This window comes from Solirubrum puertoriconensis (genome assembly GCF_001483135.1).
Lineage (GTDB): Bacteria > Bacteroidota > Bacteroidia > Cytophagales > Hymenobacteraceae > Solirubrum > Solirubrum puertoriconensis.
The window spans coordinates 696,386-712,511 of record NZ_LNAL01000006.1 but is presented as its reverse complement, the minus strand read 5'-3'; the positions used below and the strand labels follow the sequence as shown (position 1 = coordinate 712,511).

Below are 16,126 nucleotides of genomic sequence, written 5' to 3'. Positions count from 1 at the left end.
GTTTTGTTTGAATAAACCTGCCGGTGGTTAGTTGCTGGCTGTAATCGTGAATGGCGCTACTACATGCGGCGAGTTGAGTATCTGGATAGCGTGAGGGGCTTAGCTGCCTTTTCCGTAATGATTTATCACTTTATTGGTTGGCGCTGGGGCGAAACCCTGGGTTACAAACTGGGCTCGATGGTGTTCAACGGCAGCGATGCGGTTTCGCTGTTTTTCGTGCTCAGCGGCTTGGTGCTTTCGTGGAAATACTTCCACCCCGACGAATCGGTGAAAATCGACGGTGCCCACTTTCGGCAGTACGTGCTCAACCGCGTTGTGCGCTTGTACGTGCCGTTTCTGGCCGCACTGGGTTTGTACTACCTCTACAACCACCGCGCCGACGACCTAGGGCTGCTGGTGCGCCAATTTGTTACCAACGAAACCCATTGGGTTGAAGAGGCTTTGCTGATCAGGGGCAAGCACGATTTGTACCTGCCGGCCTGGACGCTCGAGGTCGAAATGGTGGTGTCGTTGCTTGTGCCTTTCCTGGCCTTGCTGCTCCGCAACAGCCGCGTTATGTTCGTGAGTTTACTGCTGGTTATCCTTGCCACCGGCGCGTTTAGTTGGGCCGTACTGCACTTTGGGCTGGGCATGCTGCTCACGTATTATTTCCGCAACATCGAGCAGTACGACATCAAAAAAGCCCGCTGGTACCCCTACCGCTACGGCATTTATCTGCTGATTTTCGCGCTGTATTCCATCCGGCACATTACGCGCATTTACCCCCTGGGCGACATCCAAAACTACTGGCTGGGCTTGTTCCGCCTCGATTTGTTTCACTTTACGGGGTTGGCTGCGGGTGCTATTTTGGCCCTTGTCATCAACCAACCGCTGCTGCAGCGCTGGCTCACTATCCGGCCGCTACTTTTCCTAGGTCGCATTTCGTATAGCCTTTACCTGCTGCACTGGCTGTTCGTCATCTTCGTGATGGACCGCTGGGATTACCTCGCTTCGCTTATCGGCGGCGAGCGGCGCGTGTACTGGGTGCTGCTGGCCTTTGTGGTGGTCGGAACCTTGATTGCATCTACCATCTTTAACATTTTGGTGGAGCGGCCGGCCATACGGCTGGGCAAAAAAGTGGCCGACCGCTTTGCCCCGAAGCCTGCGTACCAAAAGGCTGTTTAACCCGAACCTCAAGCCCCGAGCTTTTTTACTGACCATGGATTACGCCAACGACCCCGAGCTGAGCGGCAAATACCTCGGCACCATCACCAAGGATTTTGCTGTAGTAGCCGACACCCTCAAAGAAGCCTCGTACCAAATTCGCCGCCGCGACATTTCGAAGCACCCCATCTTCGTGTTTGCGCGCATCCCGGTGCCCTTCGGTTCGCTGCTCATCTCGCCCGACGAGATGGAAACCGAGTGGTACGTACTGGCCTCGTACCTCGACATTTTTGTGCAGCAAGGCGTCATTTCGCCCGAGCACATCGACGACTTTGAGCGCGCGTACAAAGACGCCGACGAGTTCTGCTGTCTGTTCGTGGTCGATGGCGAGTTCACGAAGTTCGTGTTCGTGCCTTACCCCGAAGACTAACCCTAGGTACCCAACAATGAAAAAGCCCGCGGCAGCTGCCGCGGGCTTTTTCATTGTAATTATTCAAGTGTTACTGCTGCTTGCCGAAGTGCGACCAACCCTGCGCCCGCAGCGGTACGGCGTTGCCGCCCTTGGTAGCCAAAATCGCACCTTCCGAGGCTTCGGTTATTTTGCCGATAATGGTAATGTCGGGGTGGTTCTTGATCTTGTCGAAATCGGTGAGCGGTACCGTAAAGAGCAACTCGTAGTCTTCGCCGCCGTTGAGCACGCACATCACCGGATCGAGGCGGAACTCGTCGGCTACGTCGTACACCTGCTGGTCGGCGGGCAAGCGGTCGGAGAAGATGGTGGCGCCAACGCCCGAGGCCGAGCACAGGTGCATGATTTCGGAAGCAAGCCCGTCGGAAATATCAATCATGCTGGTGGGCGTTACCTCCATGTCGTGCAGCATGTGCACCACGTCCATACGGGCTTCGGGCCGAAGCTGGCGCTGCACCACGTACTCGTAAGCGGCTAGGTTGGGCTGCGTTTCGGGGTCGGCTAGGTAGGCCTGCTTTTCGCGTTCCAGAATTTGCAGGCCAAGGTAGGCGCCGCCTAGGTCGCCGGTTACGCAGATGAGGTCGTTGACCTTAGCCCCGCTGCGGCGCACGGCTTTGCCGCGGGCCACCGTGCCCATGGCGGTTACGGAAATAACCAAGCCGGCGCGCGAAGCGGTGGTATCACCTCCGATAACATCCACGCGGTACGCCTCGCTGGCCAAGCGCACGCCTTCGTAGAACTCCTGCACGGCCTCAACCGAAAAGCGCGCCGGTAAAGCCAGGCTCACGGTAATTTGGGTAGGCAGCGCGTTCATGGCGGCAATGTCCGACACGTTCACGGCCACGGCCTTGTACCCTAGATGCTTAAGCGGGCAGAACATCAGGTCGAAGTGCACCCCTTCCACGAGCAAATCGGTGCTGACGACCACTTCGTGCTCGGCGGGCGGCGCAATAATGGCTGCATCGTCGCCGATGCCGAGCACGGTGCTGGGCTGGTGCAGGGTGATGGTATCTTGAATCAGGCGAATCAGGCCGATTTCGCCGACTTGATTAAGCGGGGTGACTTGTTCTGACATAACGGTAGCACTACGGTGCAAGGGCCGCAAAGGTAGCCTGAGTAAGCAGTTTTGCGCGAAAACGTGTTAGCAAAGCCCTCCTGAGCCGCTGGCTGCATGAACTATCTAGGAAGAATCAGCAAAACCAGCAGCCGCACCTAGGACATAATTGTTCAGGTTGTATTACTTCCTACCTTACGCTCAGTGCACCTCGGCAGCACATTCTGCAATCGTTTGCAAAAAAAGCAACCCAGCCTTGCTAACGAACGTTAGGAACCATACATTTGTTAGCATATAGCAAATATGGAAACTACGGCTCCTACCCTTTCGCGCAAAGCCCAGATCGACCAAACGGCTACGGCCCTGTTTCGTCGGCGTGGGTATGCTGCTACCAGCATGCGCGAGTTGGCAGCGGCCCTAGGTATCGAGGCGGGTAGCATTTACTCGCACATCCGCTCGAAGGAGGAAATCCTGCACCGCATTTGCTTCCGGCTGGCCGATGAATTTATGGCCGGCTTGCGCCAGGCCACGGCCGATGCCTCGGCTTCGGCGGCTACGCAGCTGCGCCGCGCCATCGAAAGCCACGTGCGCGTGCTCATTCACGATGCCGATGCCTCGGTAGTGTTTCTGCACGAGTGGCGCCACCTCAGCGAGCCGGCCCTTTCGGAATTTCTGAAGCTGCGTCACAGCTACGAGGCTGCTTACCGCGAGCTGATTGCGCGTGGTGTAGAAGCCGGCGAGCTGCAAACTCCCGACCCCGCTTTTGCGGCGCTTACCCTGTTTGCCAGCCTAACGTGGTTGCCCAACTGGTACCGCAAAGACGGCAAGCTCGGGCCCGATCAAATTGCCGAGCGCTTAACCGATCAGCTGCTGGGCGGTTTGGCCAAGTAATTCCTTTTGTAACCACTCATTTCATATACCATGTACGGTTCCGTCAGCACCCACGATATTCCGGCGCAGGCTCCGACTGGCCTCGAAAACGAAGACCCGCAACTGCTGGCCGAGTTTGAGGCCCGTATTGCCCGCGGCGAGAAAATCGAGCCCGACGACTACATGCCGGCTCTGTACCGCAAGCAGCTCATTCGGATGATTGAGCAGCACGCACACTCCGAAATCATCGGTTCGTTGCCGGAGGGTACTTGGATTACCCGCGCGCCGGGTTTCCGCCGCAAAATGGCCCAAATGGCCAAAGTGCAGGATGAGGTGGGCCACGCCCAGCTGCTGTACTCGGCGGCCGAAACCCTAGGTAAGACGCGCGAGGAAATGATTACGGACCTGATCAACGGCAAGTCGAAGTACTCTAACGTCTTTAACTACCCCACGCCAACCTGGGCCGACTCGAACGTGATTTCGTGGCTGATCGACGCGGGCGCCATCGTAAACCAGATGGCCAACGCCAAAGGCTCGTACGGCCCCTACTGCCGCGCCCTGGAGCGGATTTGCGCCGAGGAGTCGTTCCACCTGAAGTACGGCCACGATGCCGTGGTGCACATGGCCACCGGCACGCCCACGCAGCGTCGCATGATGCAAGAGGCACTGAACCGTTGGTGGCCGCCTATCATGACGTTCTTCGGGCCGGCCGATAAGATGAGCCAGCACACCGAAATTCTGATGCGCTGGAAGGTGAAGATGGCCTCGAACGACGATTGCCGCCAGCAGTTTCTCGACATGTATGTGCCGAAAATCTTGGAAATCGGCCTTACCATTCCCGACCCCAAGCTGCGCAAGAACGAAGAAACCGGCAAGTGGGAATACACCGAGCCGGATTGGGACGAGCTACGCCGCGTGATTAACGGCGACGGCCCCTGCAACAAAGAACGCTTGGCGGTGCGCCGCGCCGCCGAAGAAAACGGAGCCTGGGTTCGCCGGGCTTTGCAGGCCAAGCAGCAAGCCGCCAAACACGTGCGGCCTCTGGCCTAAGCATCTGTCGTTGATCGTTTACGGGCTGCATTCCCGTTCCTACATCCCGCCCGAGCCGGTAAACGATTAACGGTAGATGTTCGCTGCCATGAGCGCGGCGGGGAACCCAAACCTGCATTCCCCCAGCATTTCCCCGAACTTGGGAGCCCTGCTGCTGCTCTGCTCTACTTGTGAACTAGCGGGATGGTGAACCACAGTGCCTACTACCGGGCCAAGCTTAGTTCGCCATTCCGCTACTCACCTTTCTCCCCGTTATGCTGACCTCTCTCGACCCTCGTATTACACGCTTGCACTTGCCCGATGCGCCCCCGTCCATCGAGCCCAAAGAAGCGTTCGACCAGTTTGAAACGTACGAGGCGTTCCACCAGAAAAAAGAAGGCACCGCCTACACCTATGTAGGCCCGGTACACGCTCCCACAGCAGATGTGGCCTTCCTGTTTGCCAAAGAGCAGTACAGCCGCCGCTTTCCGTGCACGGGTATGTGGGTAGCGCCCACGCGGGCTATTAGCCTCACGCGCTACGTGGGCGATACGGAGTCGGTGTATGACTTTGTAACCGAGCAGTTGCCCGCGCAAACTGGTGCCGAGCCCGACGAGAGCGTGCAGCAAGCCGAAGCGTACGCCCGCGGCGAAGAGGACTACGCCATCTTCCACCTGAAAAAGCGCGGCAAAGCACACGTGCACGTAGGCATGGTGCGCGCCGCCTCGCCTGATGAGGCCCTGCTGCAAGCCAAGGCGGTATTCGGTGAGCAACGTCCCGTGGTAAACGTGTGGGTGGTGCGCTGGGCCGATGTGCTAACCTCCGACGACGAGGACCGCGACATTTGGAGCACCACGCCCGAGAAGAAGTACCGCGATGCCATTGCCTACAAAGTGCAAGACCGCATCGACCGCTTCAAGCAAGAACAGCAGTAGCAAACCAAAGTACCCAACCTACCCTGCCGCGAATCCCCGTTTGCGGTACCGCCCATGAATACCACCGCGCTCAAAGACCTGCTCTACCGCCTCGCCGACGACCAGCTCATCCTGGGTCATCGCAACTCCGAGTGGAATGGCCTAGGTCCGATTCTGGAAGAGGACATTGCCTTCTCGTCGATGGCGCAGGACAAGCTTGGCCACTCGCTGCAGCTCTATACCTTGCTGCACAACCTAGGCGAGGCTGAGCCCGACACGGTGGCTTTTACGCGCAACGCGCCGCAGTTCCACTGCACTCAGTTGGTAGAGCTGCCGATCGGCGACTACGCTTTCAGCCTCATCCGCCACTTCCTCTACGACCACGCCGAGCTGTTGCGCTTTCAGCTGCTGGCCACAAGCTCCTACGAGCCATTAGCCCAGGTTGCGCGCAAGCTGAAGGGCGAGCTGAAGTACCACGTGCTGCACGCCAATACCTGGGTGAAGCAGCTAGGTACCAGCACCGAGGAAGCTATTGAAATGCTGCAAACGGCGCTGAACGAAACCCTCCCCTACGCCCTAGGTCTGTTCGAGAAAACCGAACACGAGGAGGCCATCATTGCCGATGGCATCTTCCCCGGCGAAGACGAGCTGAAAGCCCAGTGGCTGGAGAGCATCAGCAAAGTGTTGGCGCAAACCAACCTCGAGCTGCCCGACCTCAGCACGGTTGCGCCCGTGTACGGCGGCCGTCACGGCGAGCATACCGAGCACCTGCAGCCCCTGCTCGACGAAATGGCCGAGGTTTTCCGGCTCGACCCCACTGCCGACTGGTAAGCCCCACCGCAACTTGCTCCTGCTGTTTGCCCAGCTACCTAGGGCAACTAATTCTTAGCCATTCTCCGTTCTGCATACGGTTATGAATCAGTCGCAGCACAGCTTATCGGCTCCCGACAAAGCCACCATCCTGACGTGGCTCGAGGTAGTCACTGACCCCGAAATACCCACGGTGTCGCTCGTCGACCTAGGGGTGATTCGGGACGTGCGCGTGGCCGACGACGGCTATGTTACCGTGCGGATGACGCCTACCTTCTCGGGCTGCCCGGCCATGGACTACATGCGGCGCGACGTGGAGCGTGTACTACGCGAGCATGGCGTGGAGCGCTTTGCCGTTGAGATGTCGCTTGAGGAAGCCTGGAGCAGCAACTGGGTAACCGAACGCGGGCGTGCCGCCCTCAAGGCGCATCGATTATCGCCGCCGCCCGTACACCAAGGCATCGTCGATTTAGATATCTTAGAGTACGCCGAATGCCCCAACTGCGGCAGCCGCAACACCACCTTGCGCAGTCCTTTCGGCCCTACCCTTTGTCGTGCCTTGCACTACTGCAACGATTGCCGCCAGGGCTTCGAGCAGTTCAAGCCGGTATAATTCTGCCATTTTACCTCTGAGCGGGTGGTTTTGGGGAATATTCAGGCCAATTCTTGCGTTCTAGCCCCTATGCGTAAACTGCTGATTTTTATTCCGCTGGTAATGCTACTGGCGGCGGCCTCGTGCCGCAAAACTGCCGATAACCCAACTGCTGCGGTTGTCGACCCGACCTCGCCTTCGGCTGCCCGCGCCCAGTTAAAGGTGCTGCGCGACACGGTTGATTCGCGCTGGAAGCAGATGATGAACAGCGACAACCAGAAGTTAGTGGCTACCACCGCCGTGCTGTCTGAGCTACAGCGGCTACCGGGTGCCAACGCCGATCAGGCCAAGCAACTCACCAAAGCCAACGAGCGGCTGCTGGGCCTGCGCTACGATCAGCAAACCATGTCGGTATCGGAGCGCATCGATGCCTACGACGTAGCCCAAGACTCGGTGCTGCGCGCCGTGTATGACTTAGCCCAACCGCACTACGACAAGAACCAGGATGTGCAGGCCCTCACCGAAACCATTAAGGTGGCCGACAGCGAAGTGGCCGGCTACCGCGTGCGTTACGACCAAGCCGTGAAGCTCTACAACAATTACATTCAGATGCACGGCCCAGCCCTCAAAAAAGCAGGCCGTAAGTACGCCAAGCTCCAACCGTTGCCCCTATTCGAGCTCAAGTACTAACCCATCAAAACTGCTTATAGCCTACGACAGCCGCCCCTGCCAAGTGCTTGAGCGGCTGTTTTGTTTGCGCATTACTGCGGCTGAAATATTCATAGGCCGCTATGCAACCAAACGGCATATGAGGTACTCTTAAGTACACACATATTCCAACTCAAACCATCCTACCCATGCGCCGACCTGCCCTTTGGATGTTTGCTTTGCTGCTTACCCAAGCCGCTTTTACCTGCGACAAGAACGACCCGGAGCCCACCAACTGCGAAGATTGCGAAACCATTGCCACTGTGCGCAACCTTACGGGACTCGATGGGTGCGGCTACGTACTGGAGTTGCCCGATGGCAAACGCCTGGAGCCCTCAGGCAAACTGTGGCAAGAGTTGGTGAAAACAGACGGGGCAAAAGTGAAGGTCAGCTACGAGCCCGAATCACGCGGCAGCATTTGCATGGTGGGCGAAACTGTGCGCGTTACGTGCCTGCGCTCCATGAACTCCACGAGCAAATAAGTAGCTGCCGCGCCAGTTCTGCCCCGTGCGCTTACAAAAGCCGCGGCCCGGATCAGCCTTGATCCGGGCCGCGGCTTTTGGCTTGTTCCCAACCTAGAGCTGCGCCATTTCTTGCCGCACAAAGTCGGCGAGGCTGCGCAGGTACTCGGTGCTGAAATCGAAGCGGATGCCGGCTGCTTCGTAAATTTCGCCGATGGTAGCGGTGTACCCTAGGGCCAATGCACGCTTGTAAGCTTCGAGGCCGGCTTGCGGATCGAGGCGGAAATTGCGCCACACCGCAATGGCCCCCAGCTGCGCCATGGCGTACTCGATGTAGTAGAAAGGCACTTCGTAAAGGTGCAGCTGCTTTTGCCACAGCCATGGCTTGTATGCCTCAATGCCTTCCCAGCTAACCGTACGTTGGTTGAACGTGTCGAAAATTTCAACCCATTTGGCTTGGCGCGCGGCCGGGCTGTGCTGCGGATTCTCGTAAATCCAGTGCTGAAACTTATCGATGGTAGCCACCCACGGGAAAGTTTCGAGCACGCTTTCGAGGTGGGTTTTCTTGGCCCGACGCAGTTCGTCTTCGTTGCCGAAGAATACGTCCCAGTGGTCCATTGAAATAAGCTCCATCGACATGGATGCCAGTTCGGCTACCTCACTCGGCGGGTGCTTATCGGCGCCCATGGGCAGGCGGCGCGTCAGGAAAGAATGCACCGCATGGCCGCCTTCGTGCAGCATAGTAATTACGTCGCGCAACGACGAAGTAGCGTTCATGAAGATGAACGGCACCCCGGTTTCGTCGAGCGGGTAGTTGTAGCCACCGGGGGCCTTGCCCTTGCGCGACTCTAGGTCGAGGTGGCCCATTTCGCGCATCGTGGTAAGGCAGTCGCCCAAGAAGGGGTCGAGGCGCTGGAATACGGTAATGGTTTTGCCCAGCAGCTCCTGTCCGGTTTCAAAGGGGCGCAATGGTGCTTTGCCCGAGGTGTCTACGTCGAGGTCCCAGGGGCGCAGTTCGGCAAGGTCTAGGTCGTGGCGGCGGTGCTGGTCGATTTCGTCGATCAGGGGCACCACTGTTTCGCGAATGGCCGTATGAAAATTGAAGCAGTCCTGCGGGGTGTAGTCGAAGCGACCCAGGGCCGCGAACATGTAGTCGCGGAAGTTTGGGAAGTCGGCATTCAGCGCCATCTGATGGCGCAGGCCGATCAGCTGCGTAAACAACCCGTCGAGCTTCTGTGCGTCCTGCACGCGGCGGTCTTGCACGGCGCGCCATGCTTCTTCGCGCTTAGCGCGTTTCGGATCTTTAAGGCGGTCGGCAGCGCGCTGCAGCGTCATTTCTTCGCCGTCGAGGGTTACCGTCATGGCGCCCGCGGTGGCAGCGTACTCCTGCTGCTTGGTGCTGATTTCCGTTTTAAGCGGAATGTTTTCGGCCCGGTAAATCTCTAGGGCGCGGCGTACCGAACGCAGGAAGATGCGGTAGCGGTCCTGGTTCAGCTCGTCGATGTAGGGCGAGGCAACCAGCTTTTCGTTGAGTGCGTGGTCGTAGGGCGCCGCATTCGGCTCGATCTGGCTCACGAAGTACTGAAAAGCTTCGGCGCGGTTCTGATCCTGCGTGTCGCAGGTCATGCGGATGTAGCGCCACGCCAAGTCTTCGCTCAGCACCGACTCCAGTTCGGAGCGGTCGAGCAGCCACGCTTCCAGCTCCTCGGCATTGTTTACTGGCCGGTCGCGTAGCTCTATAAAATACGGTTCGAGCGCGGCCCAGTCGGTTACGGTGAATGCCTCAGGCAAATACCGGCGGGGCGGCCGGGTGGGCGCGGTTACGTCGGCGGAGATTTCCGGAAGGGAGTGAATCATGGGCGAGAAAGCAGCAGCAAAAGTTTCGCAGCAACAAATTATGTACCTACGCAGATTACGCCTTTGAGGTCGGATGGCCGGGCGTGAAAATACTTATACGCCCGGCCACCAAATAAGCGCAGGTAATTACCCGATTTCGATGACTACGTCGTTGGTGAGTGGGTGCCCCACGCACACCAGCACGTAGCCTTGCTTGAGCTCAGAGTCGGACAGGCCCTCACGCTCGTCGAGGTGTACTTTGCCCGACAAACACTTACCGCGGCAAGCCGTGCACAAACCGGCCTGGCAGCTGTAAGGCAGGTCAATGTCCTGATCGAGGGCAGTTTCGAGAATGGTTTTTCCGGGGGGCACTTCCAGTTCGTAGTCGGTGCCTTCGTACTGAATGGTCACCTTACGCGACACAATTTCATCCGAATCGTCGGCTGAAACAGTGCCGTGGCCACCCGGCTGGGCAGCAGCGGTTTCGGCCGAATCGGCCGAGGCTACAAAACTTTCGCGGAAGATCTGGCTGCCCGGTACGCCCAGCAACTCAAGCGCCGCTTTGGCCTCGGTCATCATGCCTTCGGGGCCGCACATGTAGTACTCGGCCTTGTCGGCAGGTTGCTGCTGGCGCTTTTCCAGAATACGCAGCATCATTGTCCGGTTGAGGCGGCCCGAGTGCTGGTGCGGGGCTACCGGCTTGGTGGGCTGGCTGAACACGTGCTCTACCTGCAAACGGCCTGCGTACTGCTGCTCCAGGTCGGCTAGCGGCTGCTTGAAGATGACCGATTCCTCATTGCGGTTGCCGTACACGAGCAGCACTTGGCTTTGTGGCTCCTGTTGCAGCACCGCTTTGAGGATGGACATGAGCGGCGTGATGCCCGAACCAGCCCCAATAAGCACCAACGAGCGGGCTTTGCCGGGGTTGCACTGCACCGTGAAGTTGCCCATGGGAACCATGGCCTCCATGATTTGGCCTACCTGCACGTTATCGAGCAGGTAGTTGCTCACGAGGCCACCAGCTACGCGCTTTACGGTTACCGACAGGCGCGGTGCTTCGCTCGGCGTGCTGCTGAGCGAGTAAGAACGGCGCTCGGGGCGGCTGCCCGAGCCACAGGGCACAATGAGCGTGAGGAACTGCCCGGGCTGGCAAGCCACGGCCTGGCGGTCGGCACGCTCGAGGTGGATGGTGATGGCGTCGTCGGTTTCGCGGGTGAGTTCGACAACGTTCAGGGTCAGATAAGGACTTGTACTCATGCGGTTCTCGGCCAGTGGTCGGCGTTCGAAAACAAGGTTCGGTGGAACAACAAGCAGCGCGGCCACAGGTTGTGGCAACGGGCGTGCAAGGTACGTCAAAAGCCAATGTTAGTTCACAGTTAGCTCCTAACAGTTGTTAGTTACGCGTTGGATGTTGTTAGTTGCAGCCTCAGCAGTCAGGTTACTCACCTTGTAGCCGCTCTTATCCGACAATTTTTCGCTCGCCTTGACTACTACTTCACTTACCAAGCTACTGCAGCGCCATGCTGCCGAATTTGGCCCCGTGCTGCCCGTCGACCTTAACGGGACCGACGTAACCAGCCTCGATTTTACGGTCAGCAATCCGCGCTTGCAAGATGCCGATTTGCGCAATACCGAAGCATTTGATGCGCTCGTGAATGAGTTGCTCGCGGCGCAAAATGCCCGCATCGGTGTAGGCGGCTACTTGGAAAACCGTGTTATCTATCGCCGCAGTCCTACTCTCTTCGGCGATGTTGCCTTGCCAGCTCGCTCCTTGCACCTAGGCGTTGATGTGTGGCTGCCTGCCGGCACGCCAGTGTTAGCTCCGCTGGCAGCAACCGTGCACAGCCTCGCCGATAACGACAACTTCGGCGACTACGGCCCCACGGTAATTCTGCAGCACGAGTTGGAGGGCACCACGTTCTACTCGCTCTACGGCCACCTAGGTCGAGCCGAGCTGGTTTACCTGCAAGAAGGTCAGCGTATCGAAAAAGGCGAAGCGTTTGCCACCGTTGGCCCCTGGCCCGAAAACGGCGACTGGCCGCCCCACCTGCACTTTCAGCTAATGGCCGATTTGCAAGGTCGCCGCGGCGACTTCCCTGGTGTGGCGCTGCTTGAGGAGCAAGAATACTGGGCTGAGTTGTGCCCCAACCCCAACTTGGTACTGCAAAGCCGCTGGCTGAACTAGCACCTAGGTCGCTACAGCAAAAGGGGGGCTGCCTATGGGCAGCCCCCCTTTTGCTTGGTACTTGCTAGCAAACTTAAGATTGCGTTGAATGCAGTTCTGTCGCCTCGGGTTTGGCGGCTCCAACTAGGCGCATACGCATGTCGTGCAGCACCTCCTCGGTCACGTCTTTGCCGCCGCGCAGGTTGTTGAACAGCACCATGGGCGTGTAAATAAACCCCCAAGGTATACCCCACCAACCCAGTAGCGCCGAGAGTATTGTAAAGCCTAAGCCGGGCAGGATGTCGCTCTGGCCTGCTCGCACCAGATAGATATTAGATGGACGGCGGAACGTCAGCACCAACAGCGAGACGCAGTATTGGTAATACACAAACTTGCCACCTCGCTCAATCTCCGCCTCCACTTGACCCAAGGTCATGCCCTCGACGTTCTTGATTTTCATTGCAGGACCTAGTCAAACTTAATTGCCACTACGGGCTTAATTCTGGCAATTAAGTAGGTGGGGATTAATACAGCGAGCTGCGACGTAATGAATACCGCCGCGTTGAGTAACAGGATGATGCGCGGGTCCCAGAAGATGGGCACGCGGTCCATGTAGTAGTTCTCGGGGTCGAGCGGAATGGGGTGAAAAAAGTACTGCACCGCGCAGAAACCCAAGCCCACCAGATTGCCCCACAGCATACCCTTAACGGTGAGGTTGAGACCGCGGAAGAAGAACATCCGCCGAATCTGGTTGTCGGTAGCGCCGATGGCCTTCAGAATGCCGATCATGTTGGTGCGCTCCAAAATCATGATGAAGATCGTAGCCACCATGTTGAAGGTAGCCACGAAGATGATCAGCACCAGGAAGATGATAACGTTGCGGTTGAGCAGCTGCAGCCAATCGAACAGTTGGGCGTATTGGTCGGTAATCTTGTCGAGCTTCAGGTCGTAGCGCAGCGAGTTGTAGAGGTTGTCCGACACGGGGTCGAGCTGGCGGAAATCCTTCAGCACTACCTCGTAGCCGCCTACCAGCGAGTCGGCCCAAGCGTTTAGCTCGCGCACCTGCCGAATGTCGCCAATTACGTACACTTCGTCGAACTCGTCGAGGCCAGTTTGGTAGATGCCGGCCACTACAAACTTGCGCACCCTAGGTGGGTTTTGAATAAAGTAAAACAAGGCATCGTCGCCCACCTTCAGGCGCAGCTTATCGGCCATTTTGCGCGACAGCAGCACTTGCTCGGCGGCGGCCGTATCGGGGAAGGTCAGAAACTTGCCCGTTACCAAGTTTTGCCGCATCGGCGATGGGCCGTTTTCCTCATCAATGCCCTTCAGCACCACGCCCAGTACCTCGTCGCGGGTTTTGATGATGGCCGTTTTGCGGGCAAACGGCTGCGACGACTTGATTTGTGGGTACCGCCGCAAGTCTCGCGTGAGCTCGGCGCCGTTGATGGGTTCTACCTCGAGCGAGTTATTGTTGTCGTACTTGCTGACGGTGAGGTGGGCGCCGAACGAAAATATCTTGGCCTGAATTTCGTTGCGGAAACCCTCCAGGATGGCAAACGACACTAGCATTACCGCCAAACCGAGGGCAATGCTAATGATGGCTATCTTGGTCACCGATGAGGTGAACGACCCCGAATCGGAGCCTTCAATCTTCTGGGATATGTACCGCGAAACGTTCACTGGGCGTAAAGCTACGCGAAGCAGGCTAAGTTTGTGACCCTTTTCACCGCTAGAGTGCCAACGATGATACCCAACAGCCTTTCGGCGCTGTGCGCGCTTTTCTTGTTGCAAGGTCCGGCCTGTACGCCGGCACGGCCTACAACGTTGCCAACCTCGGCAAATAACTCCGCTGAGGCTGTCCCAAGTTCAGCCCCGACGGTAGCCGCCGCACCCAGCACGCCTGCCGCTCCGGCCGGGCTGCAAGTGGGCGCTGCCCGCTTTGGCGAGTACCTACCGCTGTTGCAAGGCAAGCGGGTGGGCGTAGTGGTAAACCAAACTTCTACGGTAGGCCGGGCGCTGCTTCCCGATACGCTGCTGGCGAAAGGCGTCAACATCACGGCCATTTTCGGTCCGGAGCACGGTTTCCGGGGCGAAGCGGCCGACGGTGCGACCATTAAAGACGGCAAGGATGAGCGCACCGGCAAACCAGTGCGCAGCCTCTACGGTGCCACCAAGAAACCCACAGCCGAAATGCTGCAGGATGTGGACGTGCTTGTTTTCGACATTCAGGACGTGGGCACACGCTTCTACACTTATATCAGTACCATGCACTACGTGATGGAGGCCGCCGCCGATCAGGGCAAACCCGTGATTGTGCTCGACCGCCCCAACCCCAACGGCTGGTACGTGGATGGCCCCATTATGGAGCCGCAGCACAAATCGTTTGTGGGCATGCACCCTATTCCGATTGTGCACGGCCTCACGGTAGGTGAGCTGGCCCAAATGATTAACGGCGAGAAATGGCTGGCCGGCGGCAAGCAGTGTCAGCTTACGGTGATACCCGTGCAGGGCTACACCCACGCCACCCGCTACGAGCTACCTGTGCGCCCCTCTCCTAACCTGCCCAATCCGCACGCGGTGTCGCTGTACGCTACGCTGTGCTTGTTCGAGGGCACCGATGTGAGCGTAGGCCGCGGTACTGAGTTTCCATTCGAAGTGATTGGCGCCCCTACGCAGCCGAGCACTCGCCCCTTTAGCTTCACGCCCAAGCCGAATCCGGGCTCCACCTCGCCGCCCCAAAACGGCAAGCTTTGCTACGGCGAAGACCTCCGCAAAACCGGCAACGACATGGGCTTTACCCTGCGCTACCTCATCGACTACTACCAGAAGAGCAGCGCCAAAGACAAGTTCTTCGGCAAGTACTTCGAGCAGCTCACCGGCACGCCCACCGTGCGCCAGATGATTATTGCGGGTAAATCGGAAAAGGAAATTCGCCAAGCGTGGGAGCCGGCCCTAGGTCAGTACAAGCAAATGCGCAAGAAGTACCTGCTGTACCCCGACTTTAAATAACCCGCTCGTATAGCCCGCACAAGGCGCTGCAGGTTCTCGCGCAGAGTGCAGCAGCGTCTTCAGCGGCAAGCCTCTGTGCCTGCTGCGGGCTGAAATTTCCAGAATCAACATGCTCCGAATAATATTTATGGGCACACCCGATTTTGCGGTGCCCACCCTTGAAGCTTTGCACGGTTGGTCGGGCTGCCAAGTGGTGGCCGTGGTAACGGCACCCGACAAACCCGCCGGCCGCGGCCAGAAGCTGAACGAATCGGCTGTGAAACAGGTAGCGGTGCAGTTGGGCCTGCCCGTATTGCAGCCTACCAACCTTAAGTCGCCGGAGTTCCAGGATGAGTTGCGCAGCTACGCGGCCGATCTGCAAGTGATTGTGGCTTTTCGGATGCTGCCCGAGGCTGTTTGGAACATGCCGCGCCTAGGGTCCATCAACATCCACGCCTCGTTACTGCCGCAGTACCGCGGCGCGGCTCCCATCAACTGGGCGCTAATACACGGCGAGCAGGTGACGGGCGTTACGTCGTTTTTTCTGCGGCACGAAATCGACACCGGCGACCTAATTTACCAGGACGAAGTTGCCATTGAGCCGGAGGATGATTTCGGCTCGCTGTACGGCAAGTTGAAACAAGCCGGTGCTGCCTTGGCCCTCCGAACGGTGCAGGCCATAGCCGCTGGTACAGCTCCCAGCACGCCCCAAGCTGACCGCGGCGACCTGCGCCCCGCGCCCAAACTCCAAAAGGAAACCGGCCGCCTCGATTTCAGCCAGCCAGCACACGCACTGGTGAACTTGGTTCGGGGCCTGTCGCCCATACCAACGGCCTTTACCAACCTGCCCGACGGCCGCGGCCTGAAGGTGTTTCGGGCGCAAGCGCACCCGGCTGCCCCCACTGCCGACACGCCCCTAGGTGCCTGGCTAACCGATGGCCGCAACTACCTGCGGGTACAAACTGCCGATGGCCAGCTCGATTTGCTTGATGTGCAGCTCGAAGGCAAAAAACGCATGCCCGTGGGCGACTTCCTGCGCGGCTTCAACGCCCAGTCACTTATCAATTCATAATTAGTAATTACCC

At 58.3% G+C, this 16,126-nt stretch carries 17 protein-coding genes; 12 read left to right on the top strand and 5 right to left on the bottom strand.

All coding sequences use genetic code 11. From position 1 onward, the window contains the following. Positions 1-63: 63 nt before the first annotated feature. The gene (locus tag ASU33_RS07925) at positions 64-1,164 is read left to right on the top strand and encodes an acyltransferase family protein (protein ID WP_078062970.1); all 1,101 of its coding nucleotides are present in this window, start codon (positions 64-66) and stop codon (positions 1,162-1,164) included. A 34-nt stretch (positions 1,165-1,198) separates the two neighbouring features. Further along, positions 1,199-1,573 carry a hypothetical protein gene (locus tag ASU33_RS07920; RefSeq protein WP_059069965.1) on the top strand — a complete coding sequence of 125 codons (375 nt, stop codon included), beginning with the start codon at positions 1,199-1,201 and terminating at the stop codon, positions 1,571-1,573. Positions 1,574-1,643: 70 nt separating this feature from the next. Here ASU33_RS07920 and thiL read toward each other — a convergent pair whose 3' ends face one another. Next, entirely contained in the window at positions 1,644-2,687 is a 1,044-nt protein-coding gene (thiL, locus tag ASU33_RS07915; RefSeq protein ID WP_059069962.1) for a thiamine-phosphate kinase, read from the bottom strand. A 282-nt stretch (positions 2,688-2,969) separates the two neighbouring features. Here thiL and ASU33_RS07910 point away from each other — a divergent pair, with 282 nt between their 5' ends. From ASU33_RS07910 to ASU33_RS07880, 7 genes are all read left to right on the top strand, one after another. Beyond that, the gene (locus ASU33_RS07910) at positions 2,970-3,557 is read left to right on the top strand and encodes a TetR/AcrR family transcriptional regulator (protein WP_059069961.1); all 588 of its coding nucleotides are present in this window, start codon (positions 2,970-2,972) and stop codon (positions 3,555-3,557) included. A 30-nt stretch (positions 3,558-3,587) separates the two neighbouring features. Beyond that, on the top strand, positions 3,588-4,586 hold the full coding sequence (gene paaA, locus ASU33_RS07905; RefSeq protein WP_059069958.1) for a 1,2-phenylacetyl-CoA epoxidase subunit PaaA: 999 nt from the start codon (positions 3,588-3,590) through the stop codon (positions 4,584-4,586). 254 nt (positions 4,587-4,840) lie between these two features. Next, positions 4,841-5,500 carry a phenylacetic acid degradation b gene (locus ASU33_RS07900; protein ID WP_059069956.1) on the top strand — a complete coding sequence of 220 codons (660 nt, stop codon included), beginning with the start codon at positions 4,841-4,843 and terminating at the stop codon, positions 5,498-5,500. A 54-nt stretch (positions 5,501-5,554) separates the two neighbouring features. After that, positions 5,555-6,310 carry a 1,2-phenylacetyl-CoA epoxidase subunit PaaC gene (gene paaC / locus ASU33_RS07895; RefSeq protein WP_059069954.1) on the top strand — a complete coding sequence of 252 codons (756 nt, stop codon included), beginning with the start codon at positions 5,555-5,557 and terminating at the stop codon, positions 6,308-6,310. Positions 6,311-6,392: 82 nt separating this feature from the next. Then, complete coding sequence (gene paaD / locus ASU33_RS07890) at positions 6,393-6,902, top strand: 1,2-phenylacetyl-CoA epoxidase subunit PaaD (protein WP_059069952.1); 510 nt, start codon at positions 6,393-6,395, stop codon at positions 6,900-6,902. Positions 6,903-6,971: 69 nt separating this feature from the next. Continuing rightward, positions 6,972-7,571, top strand: coding sequence for a hypothetical protein (locus ASU33_RS07885; protein ID WP_059069950.1), 600 nt, complete (start codon positions 6,972-6,974; stop codon positions 7,569-7,571). Positions 7,572-7,738: 167 nt separating this feature from the next. Beyond that, complete coding sequence (locus tag ASU33_RS07880; protein WP_149867104.1) at positions 7,739-8,071, top strand: hypothetical protein; 333 nt, start codon at positions 7,739-7,741, stop codon at positions 8,069-8,071. A gap of 93 nt (positions 8,072-8,164) precedes the next feature. Here the strand turns inward: ASU33_RS07880 and ASU33_RS07875 are convergent, their stop codons facing one another. After that, positions 8,165-9,907, bottom strand: a complete 1,743-nt coding sequence (locus tag ASU33_RS07875) for a M3 family oligoendopeptidase (protein WP_059069946.1) — start codon at positions 9,905-9,907, stop codon at positions 8,165-8,167. A gap of 126 nt (positions 9,908-10,033) precedes the next feature. Further along, a complete protein-coding gene (locus ASU33_RS07870; protein ID WP_059070755.1) occupies positions 10,034-11,143 on the bottom strand; it encodes a ferredoxin--NADP reductase in 1,110 nt (369 codons plus the stop codon). A 226-nt stretch (positions 11,144-11,369) separates the two neighbouring features. Between ASU33_RS07870 and ASU33_RS07865 the strand changes: the two genes are divergently transcribed. Continuing rightward, complete coding sequence (locus tag ASU33_RS07865) at positions 11,370-12,071, top strand: peptidoglycan DD-metalloendopeptidase family protein (protein ID WP_059069944.1); 702 nt, start codon at positions 11,370-11,372, stop codon at positions 12,069-12,071. 73 nt (positions 12,072-12,144) lie between these two features. Here ASU33_RS07865 and ASU33_RS07860 read toward each other — a convergent pair whose 3' ends face one another. Next, complete coding sequence (locus ASU33_RS07860) at positions 12,145-12,510, bottom strand: hypothetical protein (RefSeq protein ID WP_216818549.1); 366 nt, start codon at positions 12,508-12,510, stop codon at positions 12,145-12,147. An 8-nt stretch (positions 12,511-12,518) separates the two neighbouring features. Further along, positions 12,519-13,733 (bottom strand): ABC transporter permease, encoded by a 1,215-nt coding sequence (locus ASU33_RS07855; RefSeq protein ID WP_059069940.1) that lies wholly within the window; start codon positions 13,731-13,733, stop codon positions 12,519-12,521. A gap of 63 nt (positions 13,734-13,796) precedes the next feature. On the opposite strand from ASU33_RS07855, the gene ASU33_RS07850 reads away from it, so the two are divergent. Beyond that, positions 13,797-15,062 (top strand): exo-beta-N-acetylmuramidase NamZ family protein, encoded by a 1,266-nt coding sequence (locus tag ASU33_RS07850; RefSeq protein ID WP_149867103.1) that lies wholly within the window; start codon positions 13,797-13,799, stop codon positions 15,060-15,062. A gap of 109 nt (positions 15,063-15,171) precedes the next feature. After that, on the top strand, positions 15,172-16,113 hold the full coding sequence (gene fmt, locus ASU33_RS07845; protein ID WP_078062969.1) for a methionyl-tRNA formyltransferase: 942 nt from the start codon (positions 15,172-15,174) through the stop codon (positions 16,111-16,113). Positions 16,114-16,126 lie beyond the last annotated feature (13 nt).